9 protein-coding genes are annotated in these 13,662 nt (G+C 56.8%); 7 read left to right on the top strand and 2 right to left on the bottom strand.

Annotated features, from left to right (window positions below):
* Positions 1–24: 24 nt before the first annotated feature.
* Complete coding sequence (gene tadA / locus F3I20_RS22345) at positions 25–516, top strand: tRNA adenosine(34) deaminase TadA (protein ID WP_147789540.1); 492 nt, start codon at positions 25–27, stop codon at positions 514–516.
* On the opposite strand, the gene mltF is transcribed toward tadA, so the two are convergent.
* Positions 513–1,970, bottom strand: coding sequence for a membrane-bound lytic murein transglycosylase MltF (mltF, locus tag F3I20_RS22340; protein WP_150038656.1), 1,458 nt, complete (start codon positions 1,968–1,970; stop codon positions 513–515). The two genes, tadA and mltF, sit on opposite strands and share 4 nt — an antisense overlap.
* A gap of 267 nt (positions 1,971–2,237) precedes the next feature.
* Here mltF and purL point away from each other — a divergent pair, with 267 nt between their 5' ends.
* The 5 genes from purL to glnB all read left to right on the top strand — a co-directional run bounded on the left by purL (position 2,238) and on the right by glnB (position 10,644).
* A complete protein-coding gene (gene purL / locus F3I20_RS22335) occupies positions 2,238–6,125 on the top strand; it encodes a phosphoribosylformylglycinamidine synthase (protein ID WP_150038658.1) in 3,888 nt (1,295 codons plus the stop codon).
* Positions 6,126–6,687: 562 nt separating this feature from the next.
* Positions 6,688–8,115, top strand: a complete 1,428-nt coding sequence (locus F3I20_RS22330; protein ID WP_150019157.1) for a sensor histidine kinase — start codon at positions 6,688–6,690, stop codon at positions 8,113–8,115.
* Between the two features lie 3 nt (positions 8,116–8,118).
* Positions 8,119–8,787, top strand: coding sequence for a two-component system QseEF-associated lipoprotein QseG (gene qseG / locus F3I20_RS22325; RefSeq protein ID WP_150012629.1), 669 nt, complete (start codon positions 8,119–8,121; stop codon positions 8,785–8,787).
* Entirely contained in the window at positions 8,787–10,121 is a 1,335-nt protein-coding gene (gene glrR / locus F3I20_RS22320) for a two-component system response regulator GlrR (RefSeq protein WP_150012676.1), read from the top strand. The genes qseG and glrR overlap by 1 nt, the downstream gene beginning before the upstream one ends.
* 184 nt (positions 10,122–10,305) lie before the next feature.
* Entirely contained in the window at positions 10,306–10,644 is a 339-nt protein-coding gene (glnB, locus tag F3I20_RS22315; protein WP_003848647.1) for a nitrogen regulatory protein P-II, read from the top strand.
* 65 nt (positions 10,645–10,709) lie between these two features.
* On the opposite strand, the gene hmpA is transcribed toward glnB, so the two are convergent.
* Positions 10,710–11,894, bottom strand: coding sequence for an NO-inducible flavohemoprotein (gene hmpA / locus F3I20_RS22310; RefSeq protein WP_150038660.1), 1,185 nt, complete (start codon positions 11,892–11,894; stop codon positions 10,710–10,712).
* A 326-nt stretch (positions 11,895–12,220) separates the two neighbouring features.
* Here hmpA and glyA point away from each other — a divergent pair, with 326 nt between their 5' ends.
* Positions 12,221–13,474: a serine hydroxymethyltransferase gene (gene glyA / locus F3I20_RS22305; RefSeq protein WP_013358744.1), complete on the top strand. Its 1,254-nt coding sequence runs from the start codon at positions 12,221–12,223 to the stop codon at positions 13,472–13,474.
* Positions 13,475–13,662: the final 188 nt, after the last annotated feature.

Here is a 13,662-nt window from a genome sequence, read left to right as displayed (position 1 = left end):
TTTCAGTCGCCCGGAGTGGTCAGCGTGAAACAACAAGATGAATACTGGATGCGCCACGCGCTGAGCCTGGCGCGCCGCGCCTGGGAGCAGGGCGAAGTGCCGGTGGGTGCGGTGCTGGTTCAGAACGACCGGGTGATTGGCGAAGGCTGGAACCGACCCATCGGCCAGCACGATCCGACCGCGCATGCAGAGATCATGGCGCTGCGGCAGGGCGGTAAAATACTGGAAAACTACCGCCTGCTGGATACTACGCTCTACGTCACGCTTGAGCCGTGTGTGATGTGTGCCGGTGCCATGGTTCACAGCCGCATTAGCCGACTGGTCTATGGTGCGCACGATATTAAAAGTGGGGCGGCGGGGTCGCTGCTGGATGTGCTGGGCCATCCAGGCATGAATCATCAGGTTGAACTGCACAGCGGCGTGCTGGCTGAAGAGTGTGCCGCCATGCTGAGCGACTTCTTCCGTATGCGTCGCGAGCAGAAAAAAGCGCTGCGTCAGGCGCAACGCCAGGGTTAGTTCATGGCGATCTTCGGTTCGACCGCCGGATAGCCCTTCGCCAGTTCGGCCTGGGCTTCAGCCTGCCGCGCCAGACGCTTCTCCTGCTCCTGCAGATAGCCCACGAGGCTTATCTGATACTTGCGGATATTCTCCACGTAGTTATAGGCTTCATGCCCACGGGCATAGCCATAAGCTGTCTGAGTGTAGTAGCGCTTCTGGCTTAACATGGGCAGACGCAGCTTCACATCCGCCCAGCTGTCCGGATTACCGCCCTGGCGTGCCGTCAGCTTGCGGACGTCAAGCATATGGGCATAACCCATGTTATAAGCCGCCAGCGCAAACCAGATGCGCTCATCTTCCGGGATGGTCTGCGGCACCTTCGCCATCATATCCTGCAGATACTGACTGCCGCCGCGAATGCTCTGTTCGGGATCGGTACGGTCGCCCACATCCAGGCTGTCAGCCGTGTTACGCGTCAGCATCATCATGCCGCGCACGCCGGTCGGCGAGGTAGCCTGCGGGTTCCAGTGCGACTCCTGATAGGAGATCGCAGCCAGCAGTCGCCAGTCGATGCTGGTAGCGTACTTCTCAAAAAGCGGCTTGATGTCGGGCAGCGTATTGTCGATGGCGCGCAGGAACGTGCGGGTATCAACATAGTCAAAGGTGCCGACGTGACCGAGATATTTCTCCTCCAGCCGCGCCATCGCGCCTTCTTCGCCCATACCATTAAAGAAGTCGAGCATTGCAGCATTCAGGCTGTCGTCATCGCTGTGCCGCACATACCAGGTTACCGGCTCTTCATCGGTAACATCGAACGCCACCGCCAGCTGCGGATAGATGCGCTGCATCAGGGCAATAGTAACGGAATCACCAATGGTATAGTCGAGCTTGCCGTCGGCGACCGCTTCCAGCAGAGCTTTAGGACTCTGATCGGTGGAGATCGCCCAGTCCAAATCGGGGAACTGACTGGAACGCGCACTCTTCAGCGTTGACAGATAGGCCGATCCTGACGCAACCGTTAGCCGCCCCTTTAAGTCACCGAGGTTTTTAGGGCGTGGCTTATCCACGCGATAGACCAGCTGTTGTGAAACGTTGTAGTAACCTGGCCCGGTCTGATAGCGCGTCAGGCGTTCATTATTGTAGTTCAGGCCAGCGGCCAGCAAATCGGCTTTACCATCGTCAAGGTCATCAAACAGATCGCTCAGGTTAGGACGAACCGTCACCTTCAGTTTGACGCCAAGATAATCGGCGAAGCGTTTTGCCAGCTCATAATCCATACCGGCCGGTAACTGGTTAACTGTGTAGTACGTCAATGGGGAGCTGATAGTACTGACCCGCAGGACTCCCCGTGATTTAATCTGTGAAATCCTGTCCTGCCCACCCCCATACCAGGGAATGGATGGCCACAGCGCTAACGCTAACAGCACGGCAACCAGACCGATAAACAGATAATTAAATTTTAGGCGTTTCAAATAGTTATCTCTCGCTGGCTCTAAGGCCTCTGTCTTTTAAAGGCAGTATTTATCTTCTTTGAACTCCCAGAGCGAGGGGCATTTTGCGCAACAAAATCACACTGAGCAACTTTTATAGCAGCTTTTGCGCAAAATTCAGGCAAATCCGGGTTACCAAAAATTGTGCGCAAACGGTTTCGTCACGAGGTCGCTTTCTCTATAATACGCCCCGTTTTCCCTGTTGCGCCCAATCAAGCGTCGCCCGGCGCCCTGACGAGAGACTTATTAATGGAAATTCTGCGTGGTTCGCCCGCCCTGTCGGCATTTCGTGTAAACAAACTGCTGACCCGCTTTCAGGACGCTCATCTGCCGGTGAGTGATATTTACGCTGAGTACATCCATTTTGCTGATGTCAGTACGCCCTTAACCGCTGACGAACAGAGCCGCCTGCAACGCCTGCTGAAGTATGGTCCCTCTCTCGCTGAACATGCCCCTCAGGGACGTCTGCTGCTGGTGACACCACGTCCCGGCACCATTTCGCCCTGGTCATCTAAGGCCACCGACATTGCTCACAACTGCGGTCTGCCGCAGGTACGTCGTCTGGAACGCGGTCTGGCTTTTTATGTGCAGGCTCCGCAACTGACGGAAGCGCAGTGGCAGACGCTGGGTACACTGCTGCACGATAGGATGATGGAAACGGTCTATAGCGATCTGGCGCAGGCAGAGCAGCTGTTTGCGCACCATACGCCGCAGCCGGTGAAGAGTGTCGATCTGCTCGGTGAGGGCCGTCAGGCGCTGGTTCAGGCAAATATCTCGCTGGGTCTGGCGCTGGCAGATGATGAAATCGACTACCTGGTGGCGGCATTTACCGCGCTGGGCCGCAATCCCAACGACATTGAACTCTATATGTTTGCGCAGGCGAACTCTGAGCACTGTCGTCACAAGATCTTCAACGCCGACTGGATTATCGACGGCGAGAAACAGCCGAAGTCGCTGTTTAAGATGATCAAAAATACCATGGAGCAGACGCCAGACTTCGTACTCTCTGCTTATAAAGATAACGCCGCCGTGATGGAAGGGTCAGAAGTCGGCCGTTTCTTTGCTGATGCCGGTGAGAGCGAATACCGCTGGCATCAGGAAGCCGCGCACATCCTGATGAAGGTGGAAACGCACAACCATCCAACGGCCATCTCGCCGTGGCCGGGCGCAGCGACCGGTTCCGGTGGTGAGATTCGCGATGAGGGCGCAACCGGGCGCGGCTCCAAGCCCAAAGCGGGCCTGGTTGGATTCTCGGTCTCTAATCTGCGCATCCCGGGCTTTGAACAGCCGTGGGAAGAGGACTTCGGCAAACCGGCGCGCATCGTCAGCGCGCTGGAAATCATGACCGACGGGCCTCTGGGCGGCGCTGCGTTTAACAACGAATTTGGTCGTCCGGCACTGAATGGCTACTTCCGTACCTATGAAGAGCAGGTCACCAGCCACAACGGCACCGAGCTGCGCGGCTACCATAAGCCGATTATGCTGGCGGGCGGCATCGGTAACATCCGTGCCGATCACGTGCAGAAAGGTGAAATCACCGTCGGCGCGAAGCTGGTGGTGCTGGGTGGTCCGGCCATGAACATCGGTCTGGGCGGCGGCGCGGCATCATCGATGGCTTCGGGCCAGTCGGATGCCGATCTCGACTTCGCCTCCGTTCAGCGTGACAACCCGGAAATGGAACGCCGTTGTCAGGAAGTGATCGACCGCTGCTGGCAGCTGGGCGATGAGAACCCGATTCTGTTTATTCACGACGTAGGCGCGGGCGGTCTTTCCAACGCCATGCCTGAGCTGGTCAGCGACGGCGGTCGTGGTGGCCGGTTTAACCTGCGTGACATCCTGAGTGACGAGCCAGGCATGAGCCCGCTTGAAGTCTGGTGTAACGAATCACAGGAACGTTATGTGATGGCTGTAGCGCCCGATCAGCTCGCACAGTTTGAGGCGATCTGCCAGCGCGAACGTGCCCCGTTCGCGGTGATTGGTGAAGCGACCGAAGAGCTGCACCTGAGCCTGGAAGATAGCCATTTCGATAATAAGCCAATCGACATGCCGCTTGACGTACTGTTGGGCAAAACGCCGAAGATGACGCGTGATGTGGTGACACAGCAGGCACAGGGTACCGAACTGCAGCGCGACAGCATTACGCTGGTCGATGCGGTGAATCGCGTGCTGCATCTGCCTGCCGTAGCGGAGAAAACCTTCCTGATCACCATCGGTGACCGCAGCGTGACCGGCATGGTGGCGCGCGATCAGATGGTCGGTCCGTGGCAAATCCCGGTTGCCAACTGTGCGGTGACCACCGCCAGTCTCGACAGCTACCACGGTGAGGCCTTTGCTCTGGGCGAACGTTCACCGGTTGCGCTGCTGGACTTCGCGGCGTCGGGTCGTCTGGCGGTGGGTGAAGCCCTGACCAACCTGGCGGCAACGCAGATTGGTTCGCTGAAGCGCGTGAAACTCTCGGCTAACTGGATGTCTGCCGCTGGTCATCCGGGCGAAGATGCCGGTTTATATGCGGCGGTGAAAGCGGTCGGCGAAGAGCTTTGTCCGGCGCTGGGGATTACTATCCCGGTCGGTAAAGATTCGATGTCGATGAAAACCCGCTGGCAGGAAGGTACCGAACAGCGTGAGATGACCTCGCCGCTGTCGCTGGTGATTACCGCGTTTGCCCGCGTCGAAGATGTTCGTCGTACCGTCACGCCACAGCTACAGGCCGATCAGGATAACCTGCTGCTGTTGATTGACCTGGGCAACGGCGCGAATACGCTGGGCGCAACCGCGCTGTCGCAGGTCTATCGTCAGCTCGGCGATAAACCTGCCGATGTGCGTGATGCCACACAGCTAGCGGGCTTCTTCAATGCGATTCAGGCGCTGGTGGCTGAGCAGAAACTGCTGGCCTACCACGACCGCTCCGACGGCGGTCTGCTTGTAACCCTGGCCGAGATGGCGTTTGCCGGTCATTGCGGTATTGACGTTGATATCGCCTCGCTGGGCAACGATGCGCTGGCTGCTCTGTTTACCGAAGAGCTGGGCGCGGTGATCCAGATCAATGCCGCCGATCGCGCGGCAGTGGAGCAGATCCTGGCGGATCACGGCCTTGCCGCTTCGACGCATCTGCTGGGCAGCGCGCAGCCGGGCGATCGCTTTGTGATCCGTGCCGGTGACAGCGCGGTTTACAGCGAAAGCCGTACCACGCTGCGCACCTGGTGGGCGGAAACCACCTGGCAGATGCAGCGCCTGCGCGACAACCCGGCGTGTGCCGATCAGGAACATGAAGCGAAGAAGAACGACAGCGATCCGGGCCTGAACGTGACTCTGACCTTTAATCCGCAGGAAGATGTGGCTGCACCGATGATCGCAACGGGCGCACGTCCACGCGTCGCGGTGCTGCGTGAGCAGGGCGTGAACTCACACGTCGAGATGGCCGCCGCCTTTGACAGGGCCGGTTTCACCGCCATTGACGTTCACATGAGCGATCTGCTGGCCGGACGTCGCGGTCTGGAAGAGTTCCAGGCGCTGGTGGCCTGCGGCGGCTTCTCTTACGGTGATGTGCTGGGTGCCGGTGAGGGCTGGGCGAAATCGATTCTGTTCAACCCACGCGTGCGCGACGAGTTCGAAACCTTCTTCCACCGTCCACAAACCCTGGCGCTGGGCGTCTGCAACGGTTGCCAGATGATGTCCAATCTGCGCGAACTGATCCCGGGCAGCGATCTCTGGCCGCGCTTCGTGCGTAACCAGTCTGAGCGCTTTGAAGCACGCTTCAGCCTGGTCGAAGTGGCCGCCAGTCCGTCACTGCTGCTGGATGGTATGGCCGGTTCGCATATGCCTATCGCGGTATCGCACGGTGAAGGCTTTGTCGAAGTCCGTGATGCGACGCATCTGGCAGCGCTGGAGTCGAAAGGGCTGGTGGCACTGCGCTTTGTCGATAACTTTGGCAAGGTGACAGAAACCTATCCGGCTAACCCGAATGGCTCCCCTAATGGCATCACTGCTGTGACCAATGAAAGTGGCCGCGTCACCATTATGATGCCGCATCCGGAGCGTGTGTTCCGTACCGTCAGTAACTCCTGGCATCCGGCCGAGTGGGGCGAAGACAGTCCGTGGATGCGCATTTTCCGCAATGCGCGCAGACAGCTGGGTTAATTTAACCCACTGAAATGAACAGGAGGCCAGCGTGCCTCCTGTTCTTTTTTGCGTTGCTGTTGGCAAATGGCGACAACAGAGTCGTTGCGATGTCGCTGTATGGCGACATTTATCTCATTGATTTTTAATCGCTGCTTCTCAGGCTGGATTTAGTGTCGCCTTACGGAGACAGGCAGCCTGTGCTGATATAAGATTTTTCGCGACAGTCAGCGGGCGGTCCTGCTCAATTTGCTGAAAAATATAATGATTTATTTTATGGCATGGAACTTGCTATAATCATCCAGCTGCTCATTCACCTGTTTATGATTGCCCCGCTTAGCGGATAAGAGCTCATAAAGCCCGAATGACGCACCAAACGGAGCCTGCCGTCCACCTGACCGATAATCGCTTGCGTTATCAAACACCGGACGTAACGTTGAGTAAGGCTCCACCCATTCTTACGCGATGCATCACGCGTCGTGCCAGCGGCAGGCCATTGAGCCTGCCGTTTTCTTTTGTTCCCCTTTCTTCCGCAGACAGAGTCCGCTAGCATCCAGACAGCAAATCTTAAGGAAGCGGCTGCGTGAAAAAATGGCGTTTATTTCCCCGTTCTCTGCGTCAGCTGGTGCTGATGGCGTTTGTTCTGGTGCTGCTGCCCCTGCTGGTACTGGCCTGGCAGGCGTGGGAAAGTCTCTCTGCGTTAAGCGAACAGGCTGCGGACACCAACCGCAATACCTTCACCGATGTGCGCAGAAGTGAGGCGATGGCGCGAACGGCAGTTGAACTGGAGCGTAGCTATCGCCAGTACTGTGTGCTGGATGATGCCTCGCTGGCGCGCCTCTATCAGACTCAGCATACCCGCTACAGTCAGATGCTGAGCTCACACAGCGCCAGCCTGCCCGAACTGCCCGCATTCCAGACCTTACAGGCGACGCTGCCGCTGCTGACGCCACTAAAATGTGACAATGGCAATCCGGTGCCGGTTGCCGCAGAGGCGCTGGATCGCTTTTCTGCGACCAATGCGCAGATGGTGCAGGACACGCGCGAGGTGGTCTTTTCGCGTGGCTTACAGTTGCAGCGCGAAATTGCCGATCGCGGCCAGTTTTTTGGCTGGCAGGCGCTGATTCTGTTTATCATCAGTCTGGCACTGATGATGCTGTTTACCGGCATGATTATCGGTCCGGTTAAGCGCATTGAACGGATGATCAACCGGCTGGGGGAAGGGCGGGAGCTGGGTAACAGCGGGACATTTCGCGGTCCGCGCGAATTGCGCTCGCTGGGACAGCGCATTGTCTGGCTCAGCGAGCGGCTTCAGTGGCTGGAATCGCAGCGTCATGAATTTCTTCGTCATCTCTCTCATGAGCTGAAAACGCCGCTGGCCAGCCTGCGTGAAGGCACGGAACTGCTGGCGGATGAAGTCGCCGGCTCGCTGAATGCCGATCAAAAAGAGGTGGTCACCATCCTCGACAGCAGCAGCCGCCATCTGCAGCAGCTGATTGAACAACTGCTCGATTACAACCGCAAACTGGCGGATGGCCCGATCGCGCTGGAGCCGGTCAGCGTGGCGGAGATTGTGGATGGCGTCGTTAACGCACATGCGCTTTCGGCGCGCGCCAAACTGATGCAGACGGTCGTCGATCTTAAGGTCAGTCACTGCCTCGCAGAACCGATGTTACTGATGCGGGTAATCGACAACCTCTATTCGAACGCCGTGAACTACGGCAGCGAATCCGGTACCATCTGGCTTCGCAGTCAGCAGCAGGGCGATCAGGTCTGGATTGAGGTCGCGAATAGCGGCTTGCCAATCCCGCCGGAAGAGCAGGCGATGATTTTTGAACCGTTCTACCAGGGCAGCCAGCAGCGTAAAGGGCCGGTGAAAGGCAGCGGGCTGGGATTGAGTATCGCCAAAGATTGCCTGCGCCGGATGCAGGGCGACCTGATGCTGGTCTCCTGCGAGCAGGCTGACGTCTGTTTTCGAATTGAACTGAACACCACAGCCGGGAAAGTCTGACTGATGAAATATTTACCCGCTTTGCTGTTGAGCACGCTGACTACGCTGCTCCTCAGCGCATGTACGACCTCCCCGGCCACCTCCTCTTTGCCGTCAGGCCATCAGGTGGCGGAACCCGAGGTCAGAATCGCTGATTACCTGGCGACCCGCTGCAGTGACCTGTGGCCGATAGAAAAGAGCGCGGCGCTGGGCAACACCCTTTACTGGATGCGGGCGATCGACTGTGCTGAGCGTCTGTCTCCCGCGGAGGCCCGTGCCGAAGCCCATCGCTGGCCGGCTGAGAACTGGTCGCGCGCCTTTAAGCAGGGCGTGCTGATGTCCAACGGCAACGTGACGCCTGTTGAACGACGTCGCTATGTGGAAACGCTGGATCGCTACAGCGGCGATTTCCCACAGTCTGTGCGCCCACTGATTCAGCTGTGGCGCAGTAATCAGACCGCGCAGCTTGACCTCAGTGAAGCGCGCACCCGTTATGCCCATCTGCAGCAGAGCAGTGATACGCAGCTTGAGGCGATACGCCAGCAGATGGTGAAACAGCAGCAGCAGCTCAGCGACACGCAGCATAAGCTGGAGCGGCTGACTGACATTGAGCGCCAGCTTTCATCACGCAAAGCCCCGGATGTGTCTGACAGCGGTCATGGCACGGCGTTGCCGCAGGATGAGGAGCAATGATGATGAAACAAGCGGCAAAATTGCTGCTGGTGGATGACGATCCCAGCCTGCTGAAGCTGCTGGGCATGCGTCTTCGCAGCGAAGGATATCAGGTCACCACCGCGGCCAGCGGACCTGAAGCGTTGCGTCTGCTGCAGAAAGAGAAAATTGAGCTGGTGATCAGCGATCTGCGGATGGATGAAATGGACGGTCTGGCGCTGTTTGGCGAAATCCAGAAACGCCATACCAACTTGCCAGTGATTATCCTGACGGCGCACGGCTCTATTCCGGACGCAGTGTCTGCCACCCAGCAGGGCGTCTTCAGCTTCCTGACCAAGCCGGTGGACAAGGATGCGCTCTATAAAGCCATTGATGAGGCGCTGGCACAGCAGGTACCGGTCAGTGATGACCGCTGGCGCGAAGCGATTGTCACCCGCAGCCCGCTGATGTTGAAGCTGCTGGAGCAGGCGCACATGGTGGCGCAGTCCGACGTCAGCGTGCTGATTAACGGTCAGAGCGGTACCGGTAAAGAGATGCTGGCGCAGGCGATTCACGCCGCCAGCCCGCGTAACGGCAAGCCGTTTGTCGCCATTAACTGTGGCGCACTGCCGGAGCAGCTGCTGGAGTCAGAGCTGTTCGGTCATGCTAAAGGGGCGTTTACCGGTGCGGTCAGTGCCCGTGACGGTTTGTTTAAAACCGCTGGCGGCGGCACGCTGTTCCTGGATGAGATTGGCGATATGCCGCAACCGCTGCAGGTTAAATTGCTGCGGGTGCTGCAGGAGCGTAAGGTCAGGCCGCTGGGTAGCGATCACGATATTGAGATCGACGTGCGCATCATTTCAGCTACTCATCGCGATCTGCCAAAGGCGATGGAGAAGAAGGAATTCCGCGAGGATCTCTTCTATCGTCTGAATGTGGTGAATCTGAAGATTCCGGCGCTGCATCAGCGCACCGAAGATATCCCGCTCCTGGCTAATCATCTGTTACGTCAGGCGGCTGAACGCCATAAACCGCAGATTCGCAGTTTTTCCGTCGATGCGATGAAGCGTCTGATTGCGGCCAGCTGGCCGGGCAACGTGCGTCAGCTGGTGAACGTGATTGAGCAGTGTGTGGCACTGAGTTCATCGCCGGTGATTAGCGATGCGCTGGTGGAGCAGGCGTTAAGCGGTGAAAACAGCGCGTTGCCGACCTTTGCGGAGGCGCGCAATCAGTTTGAACTGAACTATCTGCGTAAGCTGTTGCAGATGACCAAAGGCAATGTGACCAATGCCGCACGTCTGGCCGGGCGTAATCGCACGGAGTTCTATAAGCTGCTGTCTCGTCATGAACTGGACGCCAGTGATTTCAAAGAGTAGCGGGGGCGGCGAAGTGATACCGGGACGTTGACTGCTCAGGCCCGACGCAGAATGGATGCAATCAGCACACTCTGACAGCGCTTGCGGCAACCTGAAGAAACCCGGATATTACCGCCCGACAGCGCCAGTAACATTTATACTTGATAAACCCTCTGACCATGGAGGGAGTGAAAAAGGGTCTGACATGAAAAAGATTGATGCGATTATCAAACCATTCAAACTCGATGATGTTCGTGAAGCCTTAGCGGAAGTGGGCATCACCGGGATGACCGTGAGTGAAGTGAAGGGCTTTGGTCGCCAGAAAGGGCACACCGAGCTGTACCGCGGCGCAGAGTATATGGTCGATTTTTTACCTAAAGTGAAAATCGAGATGGTGGTGGGCGACGATATCGTAGATACCTGCGTCGAGACCATTATGCGCACGGCACAGACCGGCAAAATCGGTGACGGTAAGATTTTCGTCTTCGACGTGGCGCGCGTGGTGCGTATCCGTACGGGTGAAGAGGATGAAGAGGCAATCTGATTGTCTTTTTATTAGCTCTTTATCAGCAAAAAAAAGCCCGCGCTGCGGGCTTTTTTATGGCTCAATCACATGCCTTTGTGCGGCCCAAACAGCTCGTAATGAATACGAGTATCTGCCACAGCGGCATCCCGCAGTTGCGCCACCACATGCTGCATAAAGGGCAGAGGGCCACAGAGATAGAAGTGGGTGTCAGGTGAGGTGAGACGTGCTGAAAGCACGGTGATATCCATCAGACCCTGTGTGTCATAGCGACCGGCATCCTCAGCCTCGGGCTCGCGGTACCAGACATGACTGACGAAATCGGCGAGCTGTGCGCCTGTGGCACGAACTTCCGCGCTAAACGCATGCTGTTTGCCGTTCTCTGCCGCGTGCAGCCAGCTGACCGGCGCGCCGTGCTGACTTGCTGCCAGCACATGGAGCATCGCCAGCATCGGTGTCTGACCCACGCCTGCGGAAATCAGAGCTACCGGTGTGGCAGGATCGACCTCAAGGAAAAAGTCGCCGTGCGGCGCGGCGAGCATCAGCTCATCACCCACCTTGCCATTCTGATGCAGCCAGCCGGAGACGGTGCCCTGCGCTTCACGTTTCACCGCGATGCGATAATCTTTACCGTTGCTGAGATGCGTCAGCGAATACTGACGAATCTGGTGATGTTCGAAGCTGGCAGGCTGCAGGTAGACCGTCAGATACTGACCGGGCTTAAAGGCGGCTATCGGGCCACCATCTACCGGCGTGAAGGTAAAGCTTTTAATCAACTCGCTCTGCTGCGCAATCGCGCTGATGCGAAATGCCCGGGTGCCGCGCCAGCCGCCGGTTTGCTGCTCAGTGGCCTGATAAATTTCCTCTTCGCGATTGATGAATATATCTGCCAGCACGCCGTAGGCCCGGCCCCATGCCGCCAGCGCCTCTTCGCCCGGATCCAACAACTCTTTAAGGGTGGCCAGCAGATTTTCACCGACGATGGCGTACTGCGCAGGCTGAATATTCAGGCTGGTATGTTTCTGCGCAATCTTTTCCACCGCAGGCAGCAGCACGGCCAGATTCTCCAGGTTCGCGCCATAGGCACAGATGGCGTTAAACAGCGCTTCCCGCTGATCGCCATTGCGCTGGTTGTTCATGTTGAAGACGTTTTTAAGTTCCGGATGGTGCGACAGCATGCGGTCATAGAAGTGGGCGGTAAGCTTTGGACCGCAGGTGGCGATGGCTGGCAGAGTCGATTTAACGGTAGCGATGGTGTGTGCATCAAGCATAAAGGCGGCCTCTTATTAAACATGTATTTTAAATGCATCTTATAGCCGCTTCGTCTGCGGTGTAAATAACCCAATGAACTTTCTGGTTGTCTGAGTGGCAACTTTTCAGTGCATCATGAAAAACCTTTGTCACAGCCTGAAGAAAAATCGTGGTGTCTGAACAGGGTCAAAAGGTGTAAAAATGCCATGCCAGCAGCCAGCCAATCGTTTGCGTAAAAAGAGGCTGTTCACCCTACCTTCACCTGTTAAAACGGTTTACACTGTGGGCCTTCGCCCCTGAAGGGGGGTAAATACCGTCAGAAAGTTAGCTGAGTCAGGAGATCCGGATGTTAAAGCGTGATATGAACATTGCCGATTACGATGCCGAGTTGTGGCAGGCGATGGAGCAGGAGACAGTGCGTCAGGAAGAGCACATAGAACTGATTGCTTCTGAAAACTACACCAGCCCGCGTGTTATGCAGGCACAGGGTTCTCAGCTCACCAATAAATACGCTGAAGGCTATCCGGGCAAACGCTACTATGGCGGCTGTGAGTACGTTGATATCGTTGAGCAACTGGCGATCGACCGTGCAAAAGAACTGTTTGGCGCTGATTACGCTAACGTGCAGCCTCACTCTGGGTCACAGGCTAACTTCGCGGTTTACACCGCGCTGCTGCAGCCGGGCGATACCATCCTCGGGATGAACCTGGCGCACGGTGGACACCTGACTCACGGATCACCGGTTAACCTGTCCGGCAAACTCTATAACGTAGTGGCTTACGGTATCGATGAGACCGGTAAAATCGACTACGACGAACTGGCTGAACTGGCGAAAACCCACAAGCCAAAAATGATCGTTGGCGGATTCTCAGCGTACTCCGGCGTCTGCGACTGGGCAAAAATGCGCGAAATCGCGGATAGCGTGGGTGCCTGGCTGTTTGTGGATATGGCACACGTTGCTGGCCTGATTGCCGCAGAAGTCTATCCAAGCCCGATTCCACATGCGCACATCGTGACCTCTACCACCCATAAAACGCTGGCGGGTCCGCGCGGCGGCATCATTCTGGCGAAAAACGGCGACGAAGATTTCTATAAGAAACTGAACTCTGCTGTCTTCCCTGGCGGTCAGGGCGGTCCACTGATGCACGTTATCGCCGGTAAAGCGGTTGCCTTCAAAGAGGCGATGGAGCCGGAGTTCAAAACCTACCAGCAGCAGGTGGCAAAAAACGCCAAAGCGATGGTAGAAGTGCTGATCGAGCGTGGCTATGACATCGTGTCTGGCGGCACCCATAACCATCTGTTCCTGATCGATCTGGTGAGCAAAAATCTGACCGGTAAAGAAGCCGATGCGGCGCTGGGCCGTGCCAACATCACGGTTAACAAAAACAGCGTGCCAAACGATCCGAAAAGCCCGTTTGTGACGTCCGGTATCCGTATCGGTACACCAGCGGTTACCCGTCGTGGCTTCAAAGAGGCAGACGTACGTGAGCTGGCTGGCTGGATCGCCGATGTGCTGGATAACATCAATGACGAAGCAACCATTGAGCGCACCAAAAAGAAAGTGCTGGATATCTGCAGCCGTCTGCCGGTCTACGCTTAATCGCTAACCTGTTGTGAGACAGCATAAAAAGGATGGCATCTGCCATCCTTTTTTATTGCCTTGACCCGTCCTGAATAGCGTTGACACATTTACCCGGTGTTTTCAGGAGAATGTGATGAAACAGTATGTTAAACGTACACAACGCGATTACTCTCTGTCTTTTAAACTGGCTGTCGTTGAGCAGGTTG

This window comes from Candidatus Pantoea gossypiicola, from assembly GCF_008632075.1.
GTDB lineage: Bacteria > Pseudomonadota > Gammaproteobacteria > Enterobacterales > Enterobacteriaceae > Pantoea > Pantoea gossypiicola.
The sequence above is the reverse complement of the archived record's forward strand: the minus strand, read 5'-3'. Positions and strand labels throughout refer to the sequence as shown.

Coding starts and splice junctions, on each gene's coding strand:
- purL (WP_150038658.1), top strand. CDS start 2,238: ATGGAAATTCTGCGTGGTTCGCCCGCCCTGTCGGCATTTCGTGTAAAC.
- qseG (WP_150012629.1), top strand. CDS start 8,119: ATGAAATATTTACCCGCTTTGCTGTTGAGCACGCTGACTACGCTGCTC.
- glrR (WP_150012676.1), top strand. CDS start 8,787: ATGATGAAACAAGCGGCAAAATTGCTGCTGGTGGATGACGATCCCAGC.
- glnB (WP_003848647.1), top strand. CDS start 10,306: ATGAAAAAGATTGATGCGATTATCAAACCATTCAAACTCGATGATGTT.
- hmpA (WP_150038660.1), bottom strand. CDS start 11,894: ATGCTTGATGCACACACCATCGCTACCGTTAAATCGACTCTGCCAGCC.
- glyA (WP_013358744.1), top strand. CDS start 12,221: ATGTTAAAGCGTGATATGAACATTGCCGATTACGATGCCGAGTTGTGG.